Below are 24,432 nucleotides of genomic sequence, written 5' to 3'. Positions count from 1 at the left end.
GCCCCGGAACGACGATTTGGAGAGAGGTACCCATGTCCACCGCCGAAATCCACCGGCAGATCACCGCGGACGAGATCGCGCACACCTTCGAGGAGGAGGCGACGCCGAAGGTCGATCTCGGCGTCTACGCGTTCGAGGACTGGGTGGCGCTGGCGATCTTCTGGGTGATGGCGCTCGCCGTCTTCCTGCAGTTCTTCACCCGTTACGTGCTCAACGACAGCTACGCCTGGACCGAGGAGATCGCGACCTATTGCCTGATCGGCGTGGTCTTCATCGGCTCGTCGATGTGCGTACGGCTGTCACGGCATATCCAGGTCGACCTCGTCTATCGCTACCTGCCGCATGCCGTAGGGCGCGTGCTGTCGACCGCGATCGACCTGATCCGGATCGCCTTCTTCGGCTACGCCATCAAGCTGGTCTGGGTCTACATTCAGATCATCGGCGACGAGCAGATGACCACCATCAATCTTCCCAAGGACTATGTGTATTACGCCGTGCTGCTCGGGTTCGTGCTGATGTTCGCACGCTCCGTGCAGGTGGCAATCCAGAACTGGCGGCAGGGTTACTCGGTCCTCGAACGTCCCGGTGCCTACGACGGATCGGAAGGATAAAACCATGCTGCTGTTGCTCGGAGGCTTTCTCGTTCTCATGCTGCTCGGCGTTCCCGTGGCAATCGCCATGGCCGTATCGTCGCTGCTCTACATCCTGGTCAGCGGCGTGACGCCCGACGTTACGCTGGCGCAGCGCATGATCGCTGGCGTCGAGAGCTTTCCGCTGCTCGCCGTGCCCTTCTTCATCCTGGCCGGCAATCTCATGAACATCGCCGGCGTCACCGGGCGCATCTACAAATTCGCCGTCGCGCTGGTGGGGTGGATGCGCGGCGGCCTCGGCCACGTCAACATCATCGGCTCGGTGATCTTCTCGGGCATGTCCGGCACCGCGATCGCGGACGCAGCCGGCCTCGGCACCATCGAGATCAAGGCGATGAAGGACCACGGCTACTCCACCGAGTTCTCGGTCGGCGTCACCGCGGCTTCGGCAACGCTCGGGCCGATTATCCCGCCGTCGCTGCCCTTCGTGATTTACGGCATGATGGCGAACGTCTCGATCGGCGCGCTGTTCCTCGGCGGCGTCATTCCCGGCGTCGTGCTGACGCTGTTCATGATGGTGACCGTCACCTATTTCGCGCACAAGAACAAATGGGGCAGCGACACGCCGTTCTCTTGGCCGCAGCTCGGCTCGGCCGGGCTCGAGATATTGATCGTGCTGTCGTTCCCGATGGCGATCTGGCTGATGGTGCTGGCCGGCCTTTCGGTCAACACGGCCGTCGTCATCGGCCTCGGCACGCTGCTCCTGATCGACTGGTATTTCGACTTCTCGGCGGTGATGGCGCTGATGGCGCCGGTGATCCTGATCGGCGGCATGACGCTCGGCTGGTTCACGCCGACGGAAGCCGCCGTCGCCGCGGTGATCTGGTCGCTGTTCCTCGGCCTCGTCCGCTACCGCACCATGACGTTCCAGACCGTCGCCAAGGCGACGTTCGACACCATCGAGACCACGGCCTCGGTGCTGTTCATCGTCACCGCGGCCTCGATCTTCGCCTGGCTGCTCACGGTGTCACAGGCGGCGCAGATGCTCTCGGACTGGATGCTCAGCATCACCCAGAACAAATGGGTGTTCCTGGCGCTCGCCAACGTGCTGATCCTGTTCGTGGGATGCTTCATCGACACCACGGCGGCGATCACCATCCTGGTGCCGATCCTGCTCCCGATCGTGCTCAAGCTCGGCATCGACCCCATTCATTTCGGCCTGATCATGACGCTGAACCTGATGATCGGCCTGTTGCATCCGCCGCTCGGCATGGTGCTGTTCGTGCTCGCCCGCGTGGCAAAGCTCTCGGTCGAGCGCACGACGGTGGCGATCCTGCCCTGGCTGGTGCCGCTGATGCTGGCGCTGATCGCGATCACCTTCATTCCCGAACTGACCCTCTGGCTGCCAAAATACATGGGACTCTCCAAATGACCTCGACTGCTCTCGCCGCGACCCTGTTCGGCCCCGAAGACCTGCGCATGATCGAGCGTCCGCTCGACAGGCTCGCTAACGGCATGGTGCGCATCCGCTTCGGCGCCGGCGGCATCTGCGGCTCGGACATGCACTATTTCCGTCATGCCCGTACCGGAGACTTCGTGGTGAAGTCGCCGCTGGTGCTGGGCCATGAGATCTCCGGCGAGGTCGTCGAGATCTCCGGTGCCGCCGCGAACCTGAAGGTCGGCGACCGCGTCGCGGTCAACCCGTCGCGCTGGTGCGGCCATTGCGTCGCCTGCCGCGAGGGACGGCCGAACCTGTGCGAGAACATCTATTTCATGGGTTCGGCCTCGAAGACGCCGCACATGCAAGGCGGCTTCGCCAATTACTTCGACGCGATCCCGGCGCAGTGCGTGAAGATTCCCGATCACGTCTCCTACCAGGCGGCGGCACTGGCCGAGCCGCTCGCGGTTTGCCTGCACGCGGTCGCGCGCGCCGGCAAGATCGAGGGCAAGCGCGGCATCATCTTCGGTGCCGGCCCGATCGGGCTTCTGACCATGCTCGCGGCGCACCGCGCCGGCATGGCCGACATCACCGTGGCCGACATCGCCCCGGCGCCGCTGGCCTTTGCGACCAAGCTCGGCGCCTCCCACGTCGAGAACGTCTCTGCCAGCGAGGAAGGGTTGAAGGCGCAGGCTGCGTCGCGCCCCTATGACGTCGCGTTCGAGGTCTCGGGCACTGCCGCGGGCCTTGCCAGCGCGATCGGCATCGTCAGGCGCGGCGGCGTCGTGGTGCAGGTCGGCAATCTGCCGGGCGGCCAGATCCCGACGCCGTCGAATGCGGTGATGGCCAAGGAGATCGACCTGCGCGGTTCGTTCCGCTTCGGCTTCGAGTTCATGAATGCGGTGGAACTGATCGGCAACGGCAGCGTCGATGTGCTGTCGCTGGTCACCGCCGCGCGGCCGCTCTCGACCGCGCCCGACGCGCTGCGGCTGGCGCTCGACCGTTCGCAGAGCGTCAAGGTCGTGCTGACCGCGAACTGACTTTTGTTTTGACGCGTTTTCTTCACGCGAACCGGTAGCCACTTCGCTCGAAAACGCTTTGGGAGGCAGCACATGATGCTGGAGGGATGGCGCTGGTACGGGCCGGATGATCCGGTCTCGCTCGATGATGTCAGGCAGGCCGGGGCGAGCCAGATCGTCTCGGCGCTGCATCAGGTGCCGATCGGAGAGGCCTGGACGCGCAAGGCGGTCGAGGAGCGCAAGAACTTCATCGAGAACGGCCAGCCCGGCCGCTCGCAGCTGACCTGGTCGGTGGTGGAATCGATTCCGATCCCTGACGACGTCAAGCGCCTCGGCGGAAAAGCGACCAAGTCGATCGAGGCGTGGATCGCGAGCCTGGAGGCGGTCGCCGCGTCCGGCATCAAGATCATCTGCTATAACTTCATGCCCGTGGTGGACTGGTGCCGCACCGATCTGGAATGGGAGCTGCCGAACGGCGCCCGTGCCATGCGCTTCGACCAGGACCGCTTTGCGGCATTCGAGCTGCACATCCTGAAGCGCCCGGCGGCTGCTCAGGAGTATACCCCCGAGCAGCAGGCGCGCGCTAAAAAGCTGTTCGAGCAGATGAGCCAGGCGGATATCGACTATCTCGTCATGGTCATTGCCAGCGCGCTGCCGGGCTCGACCACCGAGCCGATGACGATCCCGCAATTCCGCGATCGGCTGGACACCTATCGCGACATCACGCCAAAGATATTGCGGCAGCATCTCGCGGAATTCCTCGCGCGCGTGACGCCGGTGGCCGAGCAGCTCGATGTCTCCTTGACGCTGCATCCGGACGATCCGCCGCGGCCGCTGTTCGGCCTGCCGCGCATTGCTTCCAGCGCCGACGATTATCAGGCGCTGTTCGATGCCGTGCCGTCCAAGGCCAACGGCATCTGCTTCTGCACCGGCTCGCTCGGCGTGCGCGCGGAGAACAATCTCCCTGATATGGCCGAGCGCTTCGGCCCGCGCATCGCGTTCGCCCATCTGCGCGCGACCAAGCGCGAGGCGGACGTCCTGTCGTTCTACGAGTCCGACCATCTCGACGGTGACGTCGACATGATCGCGGTGCTCAAGGCGCTGTTGAAGGAGAACGCGCGGCGCGCACCGGACAAGAGAATCGTGTTCCGTCCCGATCACGGCCACCGCATGCTCGACGATCTCGCCGCCACCAAGCGCACCAATCCCGGCTACACCGCCATTGGCCGCCTGCGGGGCCTCGCAGAGCTCCGCGGCGCGATCAGGGCGATCGAGCATCGGTAGCGGGCAAAGCTCTCTCCACCGTCATTGCGAGGAGCCCTTGCGACGAAGCAATCCAGGATCCCTCCGCGGAAAGACTCTGGATTGCTTCGCTGCGCTCGCAATGACGTGGAGAGAGCGGGGCTCACCGCGACGCCGCCTGCTCAATAACACGCCGCCATGGCGCCGAGCTTCGGATAGAGCCGGTCGATCGCGGCGATCTCGCTTTTCATCTGCGCGATGATCCAGTCGCGGATCTCGGCGGCGATCGGGCGCATGACCCGGTTGCGCGGCGGCAGGAATTCGCAGATGCGGCGCGTGGTGGTGAGCCGGTCGGAGGCCGGCACCAGCGCGCCGGTGAGCAGCCAGTGCGAGGCGACCGTCAGCCAGCCGAGCGCAATGCCCTGGCCGAGCAGGGCGGCCTGCACCACGACGGCATAGTCGGTGAAGCTCAGCGCCTTGGCCGCGCCGCGGCGGCCGGTGAGAAGCGAAGCGTAATCCGCGGCCCAGTCGCCCGGCGTCTCGGCGAGGCGAATGATGGTGTTGCCCTCGGTGGGATCGGTCTCGCCGAGATAGGTAGGGCTGCACATCGGCAGCATCACTTCCTTCATCACCAGCGTGCCGCCGGAGGGCGGCTCGTCGCGATCGCGGAAGCGCATGCCGAGATCGACATTCTCCACCGGCCCGCGCAGCGCGCCGGAAATCAACTGGAAACGCAGATCGACTTGCGGAAACTGCTTCTGCAGCTTGTCGATGCGCGGCATCAGCCAGTGCGTGGTGAAGGCGGAGGAGACCGACAGCGTCACCGTCTCGGTGCCCTTGCGACGCCGCTCGATCTCGACGAGCCCGCTCTCGATGCTGCGAAAGCCTTCGAGCACGCGGCGATAGAGCAGCTCGCCTTCTTCGGTGAGCACCGCGCGGCCCGCCTTGCGATCGAACAGGCGAACGCCGAGATGCTCCTCGAACTGGCCGAGCATCCGGCTCACCGCCGGCTGCGTGACGTTCAGCTCGGCGGCCGCAGCCGTGAAGCTGCCATTGCGCGCCGCCGCGTCGAAGACGAACAGGGCGTTGCTGGACGGCAGCATGCGGCGGAGCTCGGGCATAACGTCATGTTATGAGCGCGGTGAGAATTTGGCAATTGCCGGATTTTGCCAAGTCTGGTGTCATCAGCATGACAGCTTAAAGACAGGCCCTTCGAGAGAGGATTTGGTGCAGCGCACGCTTCGGCCGTGTGTGCTCCAAATCCCTGTCTATAAAGCAGGCTTATGGCGCGCAGTGAGGCACGCCAGCGCAAGGACACGCGAGGTCGATCGTTGGACAAACGAGCGGAAAGCGTCGAGATCAGGTCGGCCAGCAAGGCCTATGGCGCCGTTCGCGCCCTCGACGACGTTTCCCTCAATGTCGGCGCCGGCGAATTCGTCTCGCTGCTCGGCCCCTCCGGCTCCGGCAAGACCACGCTGCTCGGCATTTTGGGCGGCTTCATCCTGCCGACCTCAGGCACGATTCTGTTCGGAGGCCGTGACGTCACCTACATGCCGCCGCACAAGCGCGACATCGGCGTGGTGTTCCAGAACTACGCGCTGTTTCCGCATATGAGCGTCGGGGAGAACGTCGCCTTTCCCCTGCGCGCGCGACGCCTGCCGAAATCCTTCTGGCCGGACAAGGTGCGCGCAGCGCTCAGCATGGTCGGGCTTGCCGGCTATGAAGAGCGCGGCATCGCGCAGCTCTCCGGCGGTCAGCGCCAGCGCGTGGCGTTGGCGCGCGCCATGATCTTCGAGCCGCGCCTGATCCTGATGGACGAGCCGCTTTCCGCGCTCGACAAGCAGCTGCGCGAATCCATGCAGATCGAGCTGCGCGCGTTGCACAAGCGCATCGGCGCGACCATCATCTACGTCACCCATGACCAGCGCGAGGCGCTGACCATGAGCGACCGCGTCGCCGTCATGAAGGACGGCCGGCTGGTCCAGATCGACGAGCCGGCGCGGCTGCATGACCATCCGGTCGATTCCTTCGTCGCCAGCTTCATCGGCGAAGCCACGATGCTGCCGGTCCGCCGCGTCGATGCTTCCAGCGTTGCGCTCGGCAATGCCTTGCTGCGCAGCGCACGCGCCATTCCCGATGGCGATGCCCTGATGCTGGCCGTGCACAGCGAGAAGCTGCTGATTGATGACGGCGCGCAGGATGTCGCCTGTAACCGGCTGACCGGGACCGTCACCGACATCGTCTATCAGGGCGAGAGCCTGCGCATTTTCCTCGCGCTCGCCGACGGCATCGCGCTCAGCCTGCGCCAGCCGAGCTATCACCAGGCCTATCACCGCATTCCGCCGCTCGGCGGCAGCCTCACCGTCACCCTCCATCCCGAGGACACCATTGTCGTGCCCAGGGTGGACTGAATCCAGCCTTGTTCAACCGAGAGAAGAAGCGATATGTCGACCCAAGCCTCGTTCAGCAATTTCAAGGTTCTCACCTTCGACGTCGTCGGCACCTTGATCGATTTCGAGACCGGCGTACTTGAAGCGGTGCGCAAGATCGGAGGCAAGAAGGCGACCGAGCTCAGCGACGAGCAGATCTTCGAATCCTACAAGCGCGGGCGCGACAAGCATTACGAGCGTTCGAGCGAGGTGATGTTCCACGTGTATCGCTATCTCGCCAAGGAGCTCGGGCTGCCGGCGGACGATGCCTCCTGTGACGTGTTCCAGCTCGCCGTGCTGCGCTGGGGGCCGTTCTCGGACTCGGTCGAGGCGCTGAAGCGCCTGCGCACGAAATTCCGCCTGGTCGCGATGACCAATGCCGACCGCGTGGCGCTGTCGTGCTACGCGCATGCGCTCGGCAATCCCTTCGATGACACCGTCTGTGCTGACGACACCGGCGTTGCAAAACCGAACCCGGAATTCTTCGCCTACAACAAGGGCCGCCAGTCCGCCTTCGGCTACAAGCAGTCCGACATCCTGCACGTCGCGCAGAGCCAGTATCACGACATCGGGATCGCGCGGAAGCTCGGCTACAAGGTGTGCTGGATCGAGCGCCGCCAGGGCATTGCCGGCTTCGGCGGTACGCCGGCAGTGGAGACGCTGACCAAGCCGGACTTCCATTATCCGACGTTGAAGGCGCTTGCCGACGCGGCCATCGGTCCGGCGGCGTAACGGAGCGCTGTGGCATGACACGGGACTGGCGCGCGCTGCCTTCGGTCAATTCGCTGTGGGAAGCCACGGCGGAGCCGGCGCGCGCGTTTCCCGTGCTGTCGGGCGAGCAACAGGCGGATGTGGTGATCATCGGCGCCGGCTACACTGGCCTCTCCGCCGCGCACCACATCGCCAGGAGCGGGCTCAGCCCCGTCGTGCTCGAGGCCAACCGTCCCGGCTGGGGCGCGAGCGGGCGCAATGGCGGCGTGATCACCGCAAAATTCCGCCTCTCGTTCCGCGAGATCGACGCCGCGCATGGTCGCGCCATGGCGCGGCGCATGTACGAGATCGCGCATGAATCGACCGACATGGTCGAGGAGCTCGTCTCCGAACTCGGCATTACCAGCGCGAACCTTGTGCGCACCGGCCAGGTCAAGGCCGCGCACAACGAGACGACGCTCAAGGCCGCGATCGACGAAGCCAACTGGATGACGCGCGAGATGGGCTCGGCCGCGGTCCGCATCCTCGACAAGAACGGCGTGCGCGAGGAGACCGGCTCCGAGATATTTGTCGGCGGTGTGCTGAATCCCGGCTCGGGCGGGATCCATCCGCTGAACTATCTGCGCGGCCTCGCAAATGGCGTTGCAAGCCGCGGCGTTCCGATTTTCCAGGAGTCGCCGGTCGTCAAGCTCCGGCGCGAGAAGGACGGCATCGTTGCCGAGACACCGAAAGGCGCGGTGCGCGCCAGGCAGGCGATCATCGCCACCAACAGCTATTCGGATCTGACCGGCGCGACGGCGCATCTGCAGCGCACGCTGATCCCGTTCCGCAGCGCCATGGTCGCAACCGAGCGGCTTCCCGGCAATCTCGCGGGAAAACTGATGCCGACGGGGCGCACTTACACCGAGACCAAGCGCATGATGCGCTGGTTCCGCATGGTCGACAACCGCGTCATCTTCGGCGGCCGCGGCGCCTTCGGCAAGCAGGACTCGCAGGCCGCATTCGATGCCTTGCGCAAGGCGATGGTCGGCATCTTCCCCGATCTCGCCGATGTCCCGCTCGCATACAAATGGTCGGGCCTGGTCGCGATGACGCTGGACTCGGTCCCGCATATCGGCCGGCTCGATGACCGCACGCTCTTCTCGGTCGGCTACAACGGCGCAGGCGTTGCGATGTCGAGCCTGATGGGCAGCTATCTCGCCGCCTTCGTGCGCGGCGAGACGCCCGACGTCGGCCTGCTCGACGCGCGGCGCATGAAGGCGATTCCGTTCTATCCGCTGCGGGAGCCCGCCGTGCGCATGGTCGCCGGCTGGTACCAGTTTCTCGATGCGATCGGTCGGTGAGATCATTTGGAGGAGGTGAGGATGACAATGAAGCAGAAATTTGGATTGGGCTGCGCGCTGCTGGGCGCAATCGGACTGACCAGCGCGGCTGATGCCGCCGAGCAGATCACCTTCGTCTCGCAGGGCGGCGCCTATCAGAAGGCGCAGACGGTGGCGATCCTCGATCCCTCCGCCAAGAAGCTCGGCATCACCATCAACCAGGACTCCATTCCCGATGCCTGGCCCGCGATCAAGACGCAGGTCGGCAGCGGCAAGCCGATCTGGGACGTCGTCGACACCCCGACCGGTAACTGCCTGCGCGGCGGCGAACAGGGGCTGATGGAGAAGCTCGACTTCTCGAAGATTCCAAACGGCGCGGCGATGCCGGAGGCCTATCGCAGCCCGTATTCGGTATCCTACGAGTTCTATTCCAGCGTGCTTGCCTACAGCCAGAAGAAATTCCCGAAGGACGCGCCGAACAGCTGGGCCGATTTCTGGGACGTGAAGAAATTCCCCGGCCGCCGCGCGCTGCGCAACCATCCGTTTGCAACGTTAGAGGCGGCGCTGATGGCCGACGGCGTCGCACCGGACAAGCTTTATCCGCTCGACGTCGACCGCGCCTTCAAGAAGCTGGAAGAGATCAAACCGCACATCACCGTGTGGTGGACCTCGGGCGCACAGTCGGCGCAGTTGCTCAATGACGGCGAGGTCGACATGGAGATGGCCTGGAATGGCCGCGTCAGTGCCGTCGCCAAGGAAGGCGCGAAGGTTAGCTTCACCTACAACCAGGGCATCCTGCAGAGCACCTCGCTCTGTATCCTCAAGGGCGCGCCGAATCTCGCCAGCGCGATAAAATTCCTCAACGAGGCCGTTGATCCCGTGCACCAGGCCAATCTGCCACTGCACATCGACTATGGTCCGGGCAATCCCAAGGCATTCGAGACCAGCGTGATCAAGCCCGAGCGCGCCGCGCAATTGCCGAGCGAGCCGGCCAATGCGGCGAAGCAAGCGCTGATGTCCTACGCCTGGTGGTCCTCGCCGGCCGGCGAAGCCGCCGAGAAGCGCTGGGCGTCCTTCATGCAGAAGTGAGCGAGGCAGCGTTGACGACTTCAGTGCCAGATCCCTCCCAAAAACATCAGCGCCGTGAGCACGGCCTGATGCTGGCACTGGTGTCGCCGGCGCTGCTGGTGATCCTGGCTCTGATCGTGCTGCCGGTCGGCTGGCTGGCCTGGCAGTCGATCTACCATGACGGCTTCACGCTGGAGAATTATCGCCGCGTCTTCACCGAAGACGTCTACTGGCGCAGCTTTGCGCTGACCTTCGAGATCAGCCTCGCGGTCACGGCCATCGCGCTGCTGCTCGGCTATCCCGTGGCCTACCTCGCCAATTCGGTGCCGAAAGGGTGGAGCATCGTCATCCTGTCGCTGGTCGTGCTGCCGTTCTGGACCAGCGTGCTGGTCCGCGCCTATGCTTGGCTGGCGCTGCTGCAGCGCACCGGCGTGATCAACCAGTTCCTGCGCTATCTCGATGTGATCTCCGAGCCGCTCGCGCTGGTCCACAACACCTTTGGCACGGTGGTTGCGACCGTGCACATCCTGCTGCCCTTCATGGTGCTGCCGCTCTACGCCGCCATGCAGAAGATTCCGAACGATCTCATGCAGGCTGGTGCCAGCCTGGGCGCGAGTCCCTCGCTGACCTTCGTCCGCGTGTTCCTGCCGCTGTCGCTGCCGGGCGTGCTCGCCGGCTGCACCATGGTGTTCGTGCTCTGCCTCGGCTTCTACATCACGCCGGAGCTGCTCGGCGGCGGCCGCACCGTGATGGTGTCGATGCTGGTGAGCCGCAATGTCGAGCTCTACAACCAGTTCGGCGCCGCGAGCGCGGTCGCCGTCGTGCTGCTCATCAGTGTGCTCGTGATCTTCTTCATTGTAAGCCGCTTCATCTCGCTCGATCGCGTGTTGGGGCAGAAATGATGCGCGCCTCGCCCGCACGGATTGCCCTCTATGTGATCAGCGCGCTGGTGCTGATCTATCTGATCATTCCCGTTCTGATCATCGCGCCGATCTCGTTCTCCAGCGCGCGCTTTCTCACCTTTCCGCCACCGTCCTTTTCGCTGCGCTGGTACCAGCAATATTTCTCAAATCCCGCCTGGATGCAGGCGACGCAGGTGACGCTGGCGGTCGCCCTCCTCACCGTCGTGATCGCGACCCCGTTCGGGGTGGCCGCCGCCTATGCCATCAGCCAGTCGAAGCTGCGCATCATGAGGCTGATCCACTTGGCGCTTCTGTTGCCGCTGGTGGTGCCGATCATCATCACCGCCGTCGGCATTTTCTTCGTCTATGCCAAAGTCGGTCTGGTCGCGACCATGCCCGGCCTCGTGCTGGCCAACGTGATGCTGGGCCTGCCCTATGTCGTCATCTCGGTGCTCGCGGGCCTGCAGAGTTTCGATCCCGCGCAGGAGATGGTGGCACGCAGCCTCGGCATGAACCGCCTGCGCAGCTTCTTCGCGGTGACGCTGCCGCAGATCAAGTCCAGCGTGGTTGCGGGCGGAATCTTCGCCTTCATCTCGGCGATGGACGAGACCATCGTCGCGCTGTTCATTTCCGGTGGCCAGTATCAGCCGTTGACCAAGCGCATGTTCACAGCGCTGCGCGACGAGATCGATCCGACCATCGCCGCGATCTCGACCTTGATGACGGCGGCCTCATTCATGCTGGTGCTGCTGGCGAGCGCGCGGCAGAAGCGAAGCGGGTGAGGATAACGGGCTGAAATTGAGGAGATCAAATCACCCGATGGCGAAATCGGCGGCCGTCTCTGCATGGATGGCGGTGGTGTCGAACGTCTCGACCGACGTGTCATTAGGGCCGACCAGCATGGTGATCTCGGTGCAGCCGAGGATGATGCACTCGGCGCCGCCGGCGACGAGCGCCGCCATCACCTCCTGGTAGCGGCGGCGCGAGGGCGCGGCGACGTTGCCGAGGCACAGCTCGTCGTAGATGATGCGGTTCACCTCGGCGCGCTCGTCCGCGGGAGGGACCATGACGTCGAGACCGTGCGCGCGCAATCGGTCGATGTAGAAGTCTTCCTCCATCGTGAACTTGGTGCCAAGCAACCCGACCCGCCGATATCCCTTGCCCCGGATCCGCTCGGCCGTCGCATCGCCGATGTGGATGAACGGAACGCTCACGCTGGATATGATCTCGGGCGCCAATTTATGCATCGTGTTGGTGCACAGCACGATCGCCTGCGCGCCGGCACTTTCGAGCAGCCGCGCGACCTCCGCCAGGCTCGCCGCCGCCTCCTGCCAGCGGCCGGCATATTGCATCTGCTTGATCTCCTCGAAATCGTAGGAATACATCAGAAGCGGGGCCGAATGCAGCTTGCCGATGCGGTCGCGGACCCGTTCGTTGATGAGCTTGTAGTAAAGCGCGGTGCTCTCCCAGCTCATGCCGCCGATCAGGCCAATGGTTTGCATTCCGGTGCTCCCGAACAGTGATTCAGAGGGATCGTAGACGAAGATGCCGAACCTCGCCATCATGGCCGCGGCAGGGCCTGTAGTGCAAACGGCAGGGACGGGCATGACGCCTGCGCAGGCTGCGAGAAGCCTTTCGACCTTGCACACGCTCTCGGCCTGTCTTAGGCCAGTTCCCGAACACGTGCGTATCGCCGAAGTCTTGAGGGAGCCGACATGACCATTCGCAACACCCGCACCGGGGGCCAGATCCTGATCGATCAGCTCGTCGCCCAAGGCGTCGAGCGCGTCACCTGCGTGCCGGGCGAGAGCTATCTGGCGGCGCTCGATGCGCTGCATGACAGCCCGATCGACGTCGTGATCTGCCGCGCCGAAGGCGGTGCGGCGATGATGGCGGAGGCCTATGGCAAGCTCACGGGGCGGCCCGGCGTTTGCTTCGTCACCCGCGGCCCCGGTGCCACCAATGCCAGCCACGGCGTTCACATCGCGATGCAGGATTCGACGCCGATGATCCTGTTCGTCGGCCAGGTCGACACCGGCATGCGCGAGCGCGAGGCGTTCCAGGAGCTCGACTACAAGGCGGTGTTCGGCTCGATGGCGAAATGGGCGGTCGAGATCGATCGCCCCGACCGCATCCCGGAGCTGGTCGCGCGCGCCTTCCGAATCGCCATGCAGGGCCGCCCCGGTCCCGTGGTGATCGCGCTGCCGGAGAACATGCTGACCGAGACGGCGGCGGTGGCGGACGCCATGCGCATCGAGCCCGCCGTGAGCTGGCCGGCGCCGGCCGATATCGAGAAGCTTGGCGCCATGCTGGCCGGCGCCAAGGCGCCACTCGTCATTCTCGGCGGCTCGCGCTGGACCGTCGAGGCGACCAAGAGCATCGCGCGGTTCGCCGAGCGGTTCGACCTGCCGGTCGCGACCTCGTTCCGCCGGGCCTCGCTGATCGATGCCGATCATTCGCATTATGCAGGCGACCTCGGCATCGGGCCGAGCCCGGGCCTGAAGGCGCGCATCGACAATGCCGACGTCCTCCTGCTCATCGGCGGCCGCATGTCGGAGATGCCGTCCTCGTCCTATACGCTGCTCGACATTCCCAATCCGAAGCAGAAGCTGATCCATGTGCATCCGGGCTCCGAAGAGCTCGGCCGCATCTATCAGCCTGATCTGGCGATCCAGGCGACGCCTGCCGCCTTCGCCGCCGCCGTCGAGCCGCTGAAGCCTTCCGGCGCGGTGGCGTGGAAGGGCGAAGCCGCCAAGGCGCATGCCGATTATCTGGCCTGGACCGAGAAGGCGCGCGAGCTGCCGGGCAGGTTCCAGTACGGCGAGGTGATGACCTGGCTGCGCGACCGCCTGCCGAAGGACTCGATCGTCTGCAACGGCGCCGGCAATTACGCCGGCTGGATCCATCGCCATCACCGCTTCCACAGCTTCGCCGCCCAGCTCGCGCCGACCTCGGGCTCGATGGGCTATGGCGTGCCGGCGGGCGTGCTGGCCAAGCGGCAATATCCGGATCGCGTCGTGGTCGCGTTTGCCGGCGACGGCTGCTTCCTGATGAACGGCCAGGAATTCGCCACCGCCGTGCAATATGATGCGCCGCTCGTCGTCATCATCATCGACAATTCGCAATACGGCACCATCCGCATGCACCAGGAGCGCGACTATCCCGGCCGCGTCGTCGGCACCCAGCTCAAGAACCCGGACTTTGCGATGTATGCCAAGGCGTTCGGCGGCCATGGCGAGCGTGTCGAGCGCACCGAAGAGTTCGCACCGGCGTTCGAGCGCGCGCTGGCCTCGGGCAAGCCGTCGATCCTCCATTGCATCATCGATCCCAGGGCGATCTCGGTCGGCAAGGATTTTACGCCCGCAGTGAAGGCTTAAAGCGATGCCTGACGGCCGCCACGTCGCCATCATCGGAGCCGGCGCGGTCGGCGTGATCAGCGCGATCGAGGCGCTGCGCGAGGGGCACCGCGTCACGCTGATCGATCCGGGCGAGCCCGGCGGCGAACAGGCGGCGAGCTACGGCAATGCCGGGTGGCTGTCGTCGCATTCGGTGATCCCGCCGGCCGAGCCCGGCGTCTGGAGGAAGGTGCCGGGCTATCTCCTGGACCCGCTCGGCCCGCTCGCGATCCGCTGGTCTTACTTGCCGAAGGCGCTGCCCTGGCTGATCAAGTATCTGCTGTCGGGCTGGACCGCGGCGCGGGTCGAGACCACGGCGTTCGCGCTGCGCGATCTCTTGAAGGACGCGCCGCTGCTGCACAGGAAGCTCGCGGAAGAAGCCGGCGTCCCCGAGCTGATCGAGCGCAACGGCGTGATGCACGTGTTCACCTCGCGCGGCAATTTCGACAATGATCTCGGCTGGCGCCTGCGCAGGAAGGTCGGCGTCGAATGGCTGGAGCTCAACGCCGACGAGATGCGCCAGCGTGAGCCGGATCTGGATCCGCGCTACACCTTCGGCGTCGTGGTGGAGGAGGCCGGGCGCTGCCGCGATCCCGGCGCTTATGTTGCAGCCCTTGCCAATCATGCGATCGCCAGCGGCGCGAAGCACGTACGCGCCAAGGCGACCGGGCTGAAGCTCAAGGGCGGCAGGCTCGTGACTGTCGTCACCGAGACCGGCGAGATTGCTTGTGATGCCGCGGTGGTCGCGGCCGGCGCCCGCTCGAAACAGCTCACCGCATCGGTCGGCGATCCCCTCCCGCTCGAGACCGAGCGCGGCTATCATGTCGTGATCGAGAATCCGGAAGCAGGTCCGCGCAGCTCGATGATGGCCTCCGACGCCAAGCTGGTGGTGAACTGGACCAACAAGGGCCTGCGTGCCGCCGGGACGGTCGAGATCGCGGGCCTCGAGGCCGCGCCGAACTGGAAGCGCGCCGAGATCCTGCGCAACCACCTCGTCAGCATGTTCCCGAAACTGCCGAAGGACATTCCGGCCTCGCGCGTCAAGACCTGGTTCGGCCATCGCCCGAGCATGCCGGACGGACGTCCCTGCATCGGCTATGCGCGCGCCTCGCGCGATATCGTCTACGCTTTCGGCCACGGCCATGTCGGCCTGGTCGGCTCGGCCCGCACCGGCCGTCTGGTCGCCCAGCTCGTGAGCGGCAAGGCGCCGGAGATTCCACTCGCGCCGTTCGCGCCCGATCGTTTCCTCTGAGAACGCACCATGACCACCTCAGCCAGCTCGTCCTCCCGCATCGCCCGTGGCGGCAAGGCCATCTACGGCGCGCCGCTCGGCATCCTGATGCTGGAAGCGCGCTTTCCCCGCATTCCCGGCGACATGGGCAACGGCACGACATGGCCATTCCCGGTGCTCTATCGCGTGGTGAGCGGCGCCTCGCCGGAAAAGGTGGTGCTGAAGGGCGCGGCCGGCCTCTTGCCCGACTTCATCGATGCGGCCAAGGATCTGGTGCGGCTAGGGGCGGAGGCCATCACCACCAATTGCGGCTTCCTCTCGCTGTTCCAGAAGGAGATCGCGGCGGCCGTCGGCGTTCCCGTCGCGACCTCCTCGCTGATGCAGGTGCCGTGGGTGCAGGCGACCCTACCACCGGGCAAGCGTGTCGGCCTCGTCACGGTGTCGGGCTCGACCCTGACGCCGGCCCATCTCGAAGGTGCCGGCGTGCCGCTCGACACGCCGCTGGTCGGCACCGAGAACGGCAAGGAGTTCTTCCGCGTCCTGATCAAGGCCGAGAAGGACGACATGGACATCGCACAAGCCGAGCGCGACGTGGTCGAGGCCGGCAGGGAGCTCGTCGCCAGACATCCGGATGTCGGCGCCATCGTGCTCGAATGCACCAACATGCCGCCTTATGCCGCCGCGCTTCAGGCCGAAGTCGGATTGCCCGTCTATGACATCTATTCCATGATCACCTGGTTTCATGCCGGGCTGCGCCCGCGCGTCTTTGCGTGAATGCGTCCGTGAGATCGTCACTAAGCATGATCCGGAAAAGTGCGCAGCGGTTTTCCGAAAAGATCATGCTCAAACAATAACCCAAAGCGCGATGACGATTCGTCCTCATCTCATCGCGCTTTAGTCCAGGAGTGAACCCATGAAACTATCCGGCAAGGTCGCCGCCATCACCGGCGCGGCGCGCGGCATCGGCAAGGCCTGCGCGAAGAGATTATTGGACGACGGCGTCAAGGTCGTGATCTCCGACGTCGATGCCGAGGGCTTGGCGGCCACGGCCGCCGAGCTTGGGCGGCCGGATTCCCTGCGCGCCATCGTCGGCAACGTCGCCAAGCGTGCTGATGTCGATCAGCTGGTCGCAACCGCGGTGAAGGAGTTCGGCCGGCTCGACATCATGGTCAACAATGCCGGCGTCGCCCGCAACCGCGACATCCTCGACATCACCGAGGAGGAGTTCGACGAGATCATCGGCATCAATCTGAAGGGCGCGTTCTTCGGCGTGCAGGCGGCGGCAAGGCAAATGATCGCGCAAGGCGGCGGCGGGGTCGTCATCAACATGTCATCAGTGAACGCGCTGCTCGCGATCCCGGCGCTCGCGACCTACGCGATGTCCAAGGGCGGCATGAAGCAGCTGACCTCGGTCGCCGCCGTCGCACTCGCTCCGCACAACATCCGCGTCGTCGCGGTCGGGCCGGGCACGATCCTGACGGACATGGTGGCCTCAGCGATCTACACGTCCGAGGACGCGCGCAAGACCGTGCTGTCGCGCACGCCGGCGGGCCGCGGCGGCGAGCCGAGCGAAGTGGCCGCCGTCGTGGCGTTCCTTGCCAGCGACGATGCGTCCTATATCACGGGGCAGACAATCTACCCGGATGGTGGCCGGCTGGTCCTGAACTACACGGTGCCGGTGAAGGAGAAGTAGGGCCGTTGTCGCCCCACTCTCGCTGTCATCGCCCGGCTTGACCGGGCGATCCAGTATTCCGAGGCGGTCGTGATTGAATCGATGGGCCGCGGCGTACTGGATTCCCCGCCTTCGCGGGGAATGACAGTCGTCGTGAGGCGGGCAGTCTGCCCTCACTCCGCCGCAACCGTCAGCCCGTGACCGAGCCGCTTGGAGATGGCCCCCGCGCAGTCGCGCAGCGCGTGCGCGATCGGGCTGTCCCAGCGGGCATCAAAAGTGCCTTCCGGGCCCATCGCGGTGATGACCAGCGCGACGTGGCCGGAATGATCGAACACCGGGGCGGAGAACGCGTTGACGCCGGGCAGGGGATCGCCGAGCGCGCGGGCGAGGCCGTGCTTGCGCACCTCGGTCAGCATCTCGGCGACCTTCGCCCCCTTAACGGCGCGCTTCGGGTTGTAGCCGACGCCATGGCGGTCGAGGCCGCTGTTGAGTGCCGCGCTGATCGTCTGCTCCGGCAGGAACGCCGCGAAGGCGCGGCCGGTCGCGGTCTCCAGCAGCGCCATCACCGAGCCGACGCGCATCACGATGTGCACCGGCTGGGCCGGCTCTTCGAGCTGCACCACGGTCGGGCCGTGCGTGCCCCAGACCGCGAGCGAGACGGCGTGGCCGATCTGGCTCGCAAGGCCCGCGATCTTGGGCCGCGCGATGCGCACGCCCGAGAGGCGGCGCAGGCTGATCAGGCCGAGCTCCAGCGCCAGCGCGCCGATCTCGTAGCGGCCGGTGCTCTCGTCCTGCTCGATCAGGCCGATGCGGGAAAAGCTGGCGAGATAGGGATGCGCCTTGGCCGGCGTCATGCCGGCCTCGCGGGCGAGATCGCGCAGCATCATCGGCTCGCCGCTGCGGGCGAGCGCGCGGAGCAATTCGCCGCCGACCTCGATCGACTGGATGCCGCGGCTCTCTCTCTTCATGCGCCTCCGATGCGCCTCAGTCGTTGTTTGAGCATGATCTCTTCGGAAAACCGCTGCACACTTTTCCGGATCATGCTCTACGCCGCGTCGCGCTTGGCAGCGCTGTCGGCAAGATGTCGGCCGGCAATGTAGCCGAAGGTCAGCGCCGGCCCTAGCGTGATGCCGGCGCCGGGATAATTGCCGCCCATGATGCTCGCCATGTCGTTGCCGGCGGCATAGAGGCCGGGAATCACCCGGCCCTCGGCATCGAGCGCCCGCGCGTTCGCGTCGGTGACGATGCCGGCATAGGTGCCGAGATCGCCGATCACCATCTTGATGGCGTAGAACGGACCATTCTCGATCGGCGCGACGCAGGGGTTGGGGCCGTGCAGCGCATCGCCCTGGTATCGGTTATAGGCCTTCGAGCCCTTGCCGAAGGCGGCGTCCTGTCCCAGCGGCGCCGTCGCATTGAACTGCCTGACGGTCTCGGCGAACGCCTTGGCATCGATCCCGGCTTTCGCCGCCAGCGCTTCCAGCGTGTCGCCGCGCATGAGATAGCCGGTCTTCAAATGATGACCCAGCGGCATCGGAAACGGCGGCACGCAGCCGAGGCCGTATTTCCGCAAGGTCCTGTGGTCGCAGACCAGGAAGGCGGCGATCTCCTCGCCGGGCTTGGCCGCCTTGATCATGGCCTGGACGAAGTCGTGATAGGAATTGCCCTCATTGGCAAAACGCCTGCCGTCGCGCATCACCGCGATCACGCCGGGCTTGGCGCGGTCGATAAAGTGCGGCATCACGCCCTTGGAGCCGTCCTTGCGCGTGGTCAGCGACACCGGCACCCAGGCCGCCGCGTTCGGCAGGCGGTTCTCGATGCGGCCGCCGGCGCCTTCCGCAAGGCGCAGGCCGTCGCCGGTATTGCCCGTAGGCCCGGGCGAATAATGCTCAACGCCGGTCGGCGCGTGCGGGAACATCTTCTTGCGCCGCTCGACGTCATGGGGAAAGCCGCCGCAGGCGAGCACGACGCCCTGTCGTGCACGAACGCGCACCTCACGTCCCTGGCGCGAGACGATGGCGCCGGTCACGGTGCCGTTCTCGACCGTCAGCTCGCGCACCGGCGAGGACAGCCACATCGGAATCTTGAGGTCGAGCGCGGACTTTGCCAGGCGGCCTGCGAGCGCATTGCCGTTGGTGAGCGTCATGCCCCGGCCATAGCGCAGCACGTCCATGAGATGCCGCGTCAGGCGCTTGGCGACATAGACCGCCGAGGTCAGCGACTTCGTCACGCGCATGAAGTGGATGATCTCCTTGCCGCTTCCGAGCATCATGCCGAACACGGTGAGCTCGGGCAGCGGCATGCCGAGCGATTTGATGAGATCGCCGAGCTCGCGGCCGTCGAACGGGCGCGTCACCATGGAGCGCCCGCCCTGCGCGCCACCCGGCGCCTCGGCGTGATAGTCCGGAAACACCAGCGGCATGTCGAAACGCAGCGCGGTCTTGGTGGTGAAGAAATCGACCGCCTCGGGACCTGCTGAGAGAAACGCATCGACGCGCGCGGCATCATAATTGTTGCCGGCCTCGTGCCTCAGATAAGTGCGGGCCTGCTCCGGCGTTTCCTCGATGCCATATGCCTTTGCCAGCGACGTGCCGGGAATCCAGAGCCAGCCGCCGGAGCGGGCCGTGGTGCCGCCGAAGCGCGGCTCCTTCTCGACGATCAGCACGTCGAGCCCGCGATGACGCGCGGTGATCGCGGCCGACATGCCGGAGCAACCCGATCCGGCCACGAGCACGTCGCACTCGTAAGTCTCAACGCCGCTATGCTCGTTGCCGGTCATTGCTCACCTCACTTCTTCAGGAGCGGACATTTGGACTCGGAGACCGGACGGAAGGCGTCATCGCCCTTCACGGTCTTGACGATGTCCAGATAATCCCAGGGCTCCTTGGACTGCTCGGGCTTTTTCACCTTGGCGAGATACATGTCGCGGATCACACGGCCGTCCTCGCGCAACTTGCCGCCATGGACGAAGATATCCTCGATCGGCAGCTCGCGCATCTTCGCCATCACCTTGGCGGAATCGTCGGTACCGGCGGCCTTGATCGCCTTGAGATAATGCAGCACCGCGCCATAAACGCCGGTCTGGATCATGGTCGGCATCACCTTGGTGCGTTCGTAGAACTTTTTCGACCAGGCGCGGGTCGCCTCGTCCATGGCCCAGTAGGACGCCGTGGTCATATAGGTGCCCTGCGCGGCCTTCAGGCCGATGGCGTGCACGTCGGTGTCGAACATCAAGAGGCCGACCAGCTTCTGGCCGCCCTGGACCAGGCCGAATTCGCCGGATTGTTTGATGGCGTTGTCCGTGTCCTGGCCGGCATTGGCGAAGGCGACCACGTCGGATTTCGAGCTCTGCGCCTGCAGCGCGAAGGAGGAGAAGTCGGCGGTGTTGGTCGGATGCCTGACGCCGCCGAGCACCTTGCCGCCCATCTCGTTGATGAAGCGCGTGGCGTCCTTCTCGAGCTGCTGGCCGAAGGCATAGTCCGCGGTGATGAAGTACCAGGACTTGCCGCCTTCCTTGATGACGGCGGAGGCCGTCACCTTCGAGAGCGCATAGGTATCGTAGGTGAAGTGCACGGTGTTCGGGCTGCACAGCTCGTCGGTCAGCGAGCTCGCGCCGGGGCCGGAGAGCAGGGCGACCTTGCCGCGCTCGCGCACCATGTTGTGCACGGCGATGGCGATGCCGGAATTGGGGATGTCGACGACGGCGTCGACCTTGCCGTTGTCGAACCAGCCGCGGACGATCTGAACGCCGACATCGGTCTTCATCTGGTGGTCGGCGCTGATGATCTCGATCGGCTTGCCGAGCACGGTCGGCCCGAATTCCTCCACGGCCATCTTGGCGGCCTCGACCGAGCCCGGTCCAGAGTTGTCGCGGCCCCAGCTCGACAGGTCCGTCAGCACGCCGATCCGCACCGCGTCGTCGGACACTTGCGCGGTCGCCGCCGATGTCATGGCCGCCGAAGTCATGGCCGCGAGCACGGTGCAGGCCAGGAGCCCTCTCATTGTCGTTTCCTCTCTTTTTGGCCGCTTGGCGCGGCGGGGTCGTGTGGAGCAAAATTAGATAATGGCGAATAAATTTGTCAATGGCGAACTGTGGTGCCGGGTGGGTTCCACGATGGCCGGGCGATGCCGCGTAAGGAGCGCTCCTGCCTCAACACCCGTCATTGCGAGCGAAGCCAAGCAATCCAGAGTCTTGCCGCGGAGGCGGTCTGGATTGCTTCGTCGCAAGGGCTCCTCGCAATGACGGGTGTTGCGCCACCTGCGCACAAAATCCCGCGCCGTAATCCTGTGGGAGGCAACACCTCCACAGATTGCAGCCGTCACAACGTTTGGCCATGATGCCCACTGGAATCGTTGGGGCAGGGCATGACGACAGCAACGCGGGTCTCCGCTTCCGCGGAGCGATCGACGACGGCGCATGTGGTGTGGGCGAGCGCGCTCGGCACCGCGATCGAGTGGTACGATTTCCTGATCTACGGCACGGCGGCGGCGCTCGTCTTCAACAAGCTGTTCTTCCCGAGCTTCGATCCCTTCGTCGGCACGCTCGCGGCATTCTCGACCTATGCGGTCGGCTTCGTTGCGCGGCCGATCGGCGGCGCCATCATCGGGCATTACGGCGACCGGCTCGGCCGCAAGACCATGCTGGTTGCGACCATGATCGCGATGGGGCTCGGCACCTTTCTGATCGGGTGCCTGCCGACCTACGATCAGATCGGCGTCTGGGCGCCGATACTCCTCGTGATCCTCCGTTTCGTTCAGGGCATCGGGCTCGGGGGCGAGTGGAGCGGCGCGGTCGTGATGGTGATCGAGCACGCCGGCAATCGCCGCGGCTTCTACGGCAGCCTGGTGCAGGTCGGCTTCCCCGTCGGCGTCGCCGCCTCCACCGGCATCTTCGCCCTGCTGACGAAGCTGCCCGAGGCGGACTTCCTCAGCTGGGGCTGGCGCGTGCCGTTCCTGATCAGCATTCTGCTGGTCGGCGTCGGCTTCATCGTGCGGCTCAAGCTCGCGGAGACGCCTCACTTCAAGGAGATCGTCGCGCGCAAGGAGGTGCTGGCGCAGCCGGCCCTCGAAGTGCTGCGCCGCGACTGGCGCAGCTTTCTGCTCGCGATCGGCATCACGGTGTCGGAGGTCGGGCTCGCTTATCTCCTCACCGTGTTCACGGTGGTTTACGCGACGACCAGGCTCGGCCTGCCCCGGCAGGTGATCCTGGATGCCGTGGTCTATGCCGCGATCGTCGAGTTCGCGACGCTGCCGCTGGCCGGCTGGCTGTCCGACATCTTCGGACGCAAGGCGCTGTATCTGGCCGGCGGCGTCTTCTCGGTGGCCCTGGCGTTTCCGCTGTTCTGGTTCCTCGACACCAGGGAGCCGGCGCTGATCACGCTTGCGCTCGTCGTCACGATGACGCTCACCCATGCGCTGCTGTTCGGGCCGAAGGCCGCGTTCATGCCGGAGCTGTTCCGCACCCAGGTGCGCTACAGCGGCGCCTCGCTCGGCGCCAACGTCGCGGCGGCGCTCAGCGGCGGCTTCTCGCCGCTGATCGCGGCGGCGCTGCTGGCCTGGGCCGGATCGTACTGGGCGGTGTCGGTCTACATCGTCGCGCTGTCGGTCATCACGATCGTCGCGACGCTGCTGGCGCCGGAGACGGCGCGGGACTCGCTAAGATCCTGAGCGCCGGGACAGGCAAGCCGGATTTGCAGCGTTCGGAAACACCAGGAAGGTGATGGTCGTCGGCGCAAGCCTGACTGCTCCCGGCGGTGCTGCGCGTGCCTCGAGCCGGGGCAGCTGGCCCTCAGGGGTCAGTGTGAGCCTCTTGCCGTTCAACTGCACAATCGTACCCTGCAACTGCGCTGCGTGCAGCGTGTACCGCTCGGCGGAATCCGGCAGCGATAGCGTGCGCGATGTGCCGCGCGACGTGTTGATTGCGAGCAGCGACACCGCACCTGTCGTGGCTGGGTGGCAATGCGCGTAAAGATGGAGATCGCGCGCAGCAGGTTTGCCTGCGTCGAGCACGATCGTCCCCATCAGCCGGCGCCAGAGCAGCGCGGCCCAATAGCTCGGCCGCGGTCCGAACGTTGTTTCGTCGAGCAGGCCGTAATCGCTGGCAGCCAGCGTGTTGTGCATCACCACTTGGACGCCGGCCTTCGCCAGGCGTCCGAGCTGGTCGAGATAGCGGAACGTGTCCAGAAAAGTCCTGTCCCATAAGCCGCCGCCGCAGGCGGCATCAGCCGTCTCGGTCAACCAGATCGGCTTGCCCGGCTCGAATGTGTCGCGTAGCGCCTGGTAGGTCCGGAGTGTCGCATCCGTGCGCGCCAGCCATTGCTCCGAGAGGGCCTGCGCCGGATCGTCGTGCCCGCCGCAGCGCGGCGAGATCGTATTGTAATGGTGATAGGAGAACCGATCGACGTCGGGACCGGATGCGGCAAGCAGGTCCCGCGTGGTGAGCCCCGCTCCGGACGGCGATGGTGCATCGCCGACCGAGCCGGGACCGAGGATCAGCGCCTCCGGTGCGGCGCGCCGCATCCACTCGCGAAAGACCTTGAAGTCGCGGCCATACGCGGCCGCGTCATAGCCCGCCGGTGCACCGCCCGTCGCTGCGAGCGTCGGCTCGTTCATGAATTCGGCGGCGGCGATGCGCCCGCCCAGAGCGCGCGTGGTGTCGACCAGCTGCTGCGCCTGATCCGGCTTCCACATGCCGTGGTCGTCGCGGCTGCCGGGACTGATCGCAAAGGAGGTGACGATCTCCGCATCGACCGCACGCGCGAACTCCACGACGCCGCGCCACTGCGCTCGGCTGAGCACCGTGTTGAATCCCGGCGGTGGGGCTCCCGGCGCCTCGGCAAAGAACGTCGCATTGGCCCAGGTGCCGCTCACGCGCAGATAGGCCGGCGACAACGCCGCGGCGAGCAGGCGCAGTCGCGCATTGGCAAGATCGATCGGCGGCCGCGCGCTGTAACGATCCCGTTCGTCGAAGGCACGTGCGGTTCGCGGATAAGGCTTCCAGAACCGTCCGCCGGTCACCTCCACCATCTCGATGTTGTAGGATTGAAAGCGCGCATCGATCGTTCCGAGCGTCTTCAGCCCGGCAGGCGAGATGGCAATGTCGTCGGCCTGCGCCGCAAAGGCGGTTGCGGCGGCCAGCAGGGCAATCGCGCCGGCCGTGCGACCGGCCGGACGCGGTCGGGTCCCTGGTCTGCGGTGTGCTGCCGCCTGGTTCGTCATGCGCGTTGCCCGGGGCCCGATGCGCGGAGGCAACGTGGCCTTACCCTCGACCCGCCCATTTTACCCCTATTTTACCTTGCCGTTGCCGCCGAGAGCGTCCGGGCTCGGCGGACCATCGATGGGGTCGAAAAAAAATCCGTTGGCCCCTCTTGAAACCGGTTTCCGGTTTTCTAAGTCGTTTTTCGCCGCGAGAGC

Annotated in this window: 21 protein-coding genes; 15 read left to right on the top strand and 6 right to left on the bottom strand. The window is 65.6% G+C overall.

Annotated elements, in window-relative coordinates; translation table 11 throughout:
- Nucleotides 1–32 precede the first annotated feature (32 nt).
- From I6F17_RS03200 to uxuA, 4 genes are all read left to right on the top strand, one after another.
- Complete coding sequence (locus I6F17_RS03200; protein WP_036042394.1) at nt 33–611, top strand: TRAP transporter small permease; 579 nt, start codon at nt 33–35, stop codon at nt 609–611.
- Nucleotides 612–615: 4 nt separating this feature from the next.
- On the top strand, nt 616–2,022 hold the full coding sequence (locus I6F17_RS03195) for a TRAP transporter large permease (RefSeq protein WP_036042393.1): 1,407 nt from the start codon (nt 616–618) through the stop codon (nt 2,020–2,022).
- Complete coding sequence (locus I6F17_RS03190; protein ID WP_225123941.1) at nt 2,019–3,068, top strand: L-idonate 5-dehydrogenase; 1,050 nt, start codon at nt 2,019–2,021, stop codon at nt 3,066–3,068. The genes I6F17_RS03195 and I6F17_RS03190 overlap by 4 nt, the downstream gene beginning before the upstream one ends.
- Before the next feature lie 72 nt (nt 3,069–3,140).
- Nucleotides 3,141–4,331, top strand: a complete 1,191-nt coding sequence (gene uxuA, locus I6F17_RS03185; protein ID WP_225123942.1) for a mannonate dehydratase — start codon at nt 3,141–3,143, stop codon at nt 4,329–4,331.
- Nucleotides 4,332–4,471: 140 nt separating this feature from the next.
- Here the strand turns inward: uxuA and I6F17_RS03180 are convergent, their stop codons facing one another.
- Nucleotides 4,472–5,410, bottom strand: a complete 939-nt coding sequence (locus I6F17_RS03180; protein WP_225123943.1) for a LysR family transcriptional regulator — start codon at nt 5,408–5,410, stop codon at nt 4,472–4,474.
- A gap of 210 nt (nt 5,411–5,620) precedes the next feature.
- Here I6F17_RS03180 and I6F17_RS03175 point away from each other — a divergent pair, with 210 nt between their 5' ends.
- From I6F17_RS03175 to I6F17_RS03150, 6 genes are all read left to right on the top strand, one after another.
- A complete protein-coding gene (locus I6F17_RS03175) occupies nt 5,621–6,700 on the top strand; it encodes an ABC transporter ATP-binding protein (RefSeq protein ID WP_036042391.1) in 1,080 nt (359 codons plus the stop codon).
- Nucleotides 6,701–6,733: 33 nt separating this feature from the next.
- Entirely contained in the window at nt 6,734–7,450 is a 717-nt protein-coding gene (locus I6F17_RS03170; RefSeq protein ID WP_036042390.1) for an HAD family hydrolase, read from the top strand.
- A 14-nt stretch (nt 7,451–7,464) separates the two neighbouring features.
- Nucleotides 7,465–8,772 carry an FAD-binding oxidoreductase gene (locus I6F17_RS03165; RefSeq protein ID WP_225123944.1) on the top strand — a complete coding sequence of 436 codons (1,308 nt, stop codon included), beginning with the start codon at nt 7,465–7,467 and terminating at the stop codon, nt 8,770–8,772.
- 21 nt (nt 8,773–8,793) lie between these two features.
- Nucleotides 8,794–9,840: an ABC transporter substrate-binding protein gene (locus I6F17_RS03160; RefSeq protein ID WP_225123945.1), complete on the top strand. Its 1,047-nt coding sequence runs from the start codon at nt 8,794–8,796 to the stop codon at nt 9,838–9,840.
- 68 nt (nt 9,841–9,908) lie between these two features.
- Nucleotides 9,909–10,721, top strand: coding sequence for an ABC transporter permease (locus I6F17_RS03155; protein ID WP_225123946.1), 813 nt, complete (start codon nt 9,909–9,911; stop codon nt 10,719–10,721).
- Complete coding sequence (locus tag I6F17_RS03150; RefSeq protein WP_225123947.1) at nt 10,718–11,503, top strand: ABC transporter permease; 786 nt, start codon at nt 10,718–10,720, stop codon at nt 11,501–11,503. Before I6F17_RS03155 ends, I6F17_RS03150 begins: the two co-directional genes overlap by 4 nt.
- Before the next feature lie 30 nt (nt 11,504–11,533).
- On the opposite strand, the gene I6F17_RS03145 is transcribed toward I6F17_RS03150, so the two are convergent.
- Nucleotides 11,534–12,223: an aspartate/glutamate racemase family protein gene (locus I6F17_RS03145; RefSeq protein WP_225123948.1), complete on the bottom strand. Its 690-nt coding sequence runs from the start codon at nt 12,221–12,223 to the stop codon at nt 11,534–11,536.
- A gap of 213 nt (nt 12,224–12,436) precedes the next feature.
- On the opposite strand from I6F17_RS03145, the gene I6F17_RS03140 reads away from it, so the two are divergent.
- From I6F17_RS03140 to I6F17_RS03125, 4 genes are all read left to right on the top strand, one after another.
- A complete protein-coding gene (locus tag I6F17_RS03140) occupies nt 12,437–14,098 on the top strand; it encodes a thiamine pyrophosphate-binding protein (protein ID WP_225123949.1) in 1,662 nt (553 codons plus the stop codon).
- Between the two features lie 4 nt (nt 14,099–14,102).
- Nucleotides 14,103–15,368: an FAD-binding oxidoreductase gene (locus I6F17_RS03135; RefSeq protein ID WP_225123950.1), complete on the top strand. Its 1,266-nt coding sequence runs from the start codon at nt 14,103–14,105 to the stop codon at nt 15,366–15,368.
- Between the two features lie 9 nt (nt 15,369–15,377).
- A complete protein-coding gene (locus I6F17_RS03130) occupies nt 15,378–16,121 on the top strand; it encodes an aspartate/glutamate racemase family protein (RefSeq protein WP_225123951.1) in 744 nt (247 codons plus the stop codon).
- A 139-nt stretch (nt 16,122–16,260) separates the two neighbouring features.
- Nucleotides 16,261–17,040 carry an SDR family oxidoreductase gene (locus I6F17_RS03125; RefSeq protein ID WP_225123952.1) on the top strand — a complete coding sequence of 260 codons (780 nt, stop codon included), beginning with the start codon at nt 16,261–16,263 and terminating at the stop codon, nt 17,038–17,040.
- Nucleotides 17,041–17,192: 152 nt separating this feature from the next.
- Here the strand turns inward: I6F17_RS03125 and I6F17_RS03120 are convergent, their stop codons facing one another.
- From I6F17_RS03120 to I6F17_RS03110, 3 genes are all read right to left on the bottom strand, one after another.
- Complete coding sequence (locus tag I6F17_RS03120) at nt 17,193–17,987, bottom strand: IclR family transcriptional regulator (RefSeq protein ID WP_225123953.1); 795 nt, start codon at nt 17,985–17,987, stop codon at nt 17,193–17,195.
- Nucleotides 17,988–18,064: 77 nt separating this feature from the next.
- Nucleotides 18,065–19,798 carry an FAD-dependent oxidoreductase gene (locus tag I6F17_RS03115; protein WP_225123954.1) on the bottom strand — a complete coding sequence of 578 codons (1,734 nt, stop codon included), beginning with the start codon at nt 19,796–19,798 and terminating at the stop codon, nt 18,065–18,067.
- Nucleotides 19,799–19,806: 8 nt separating this feature from the next.
- Nucleotides 19,807–21,021, bottom strand: a complete 1,215-nt coding sequence (locus I6F17_RS03110) for an ABC transporter substrate-binding protein (RefSeq protein ID WP_225123955.1) — start codon at nt 21,019–21,021, stop codon at nt 19,807–19,809.
- Between the two features lie 363 nt (nt 21,022–21,384).
- Here I6F17_RS03110 and I6F17_RS03105 point away from each other — a divergent pair, with 363 nt between their 5' ends.
- Nucleotides 21,385–22,686 carry an MFS transporter gene (locus tag I6F17_RS03105; RefSeq protein ID WP_225123956.1) on the top strand — a complete coding sequence of 434 codons (1,302 nt, stop codon included), beginning with the start codon at nt 21,385–21,387 and terminating at the stop codon, nt 22,684–22,686.
- Here I6F17_RS03105 and I6F17_RS03100 read toward each other — a convergent pair.
- Entirely contained in the window at nt 22,675–24,237 is a 1,563-nt protein-coding gene (locus I6F17_RS03100) for a hypothetical protein (RefSeq protein WP_225123957.1), read from the bottom strand. The genes I6F17_RS03105 and I6F17_RS03100 overlap by 12 nt on opposite strands.
- Nucleotides 24,238–24,432 lie beyond the last annotated feature (195 nt).

It is taken from the genome of Bradyrhizobium sp. NBAIM18 (assembly GCF_020193825.1).
In the GTDB taxonomy this organism is placed as follows: Bacteria; Pseudomonadota; Alphaproteobacteria; order Rhizobiales; family Xanthobacteraceae; genus Bradyrhizobium; species Bradyrhizobium yuanmingense.
Note: the sequence above shows the minus strand (reverse complement) of the source record. Positions and strands in the feature narration are given on the sequence as shown.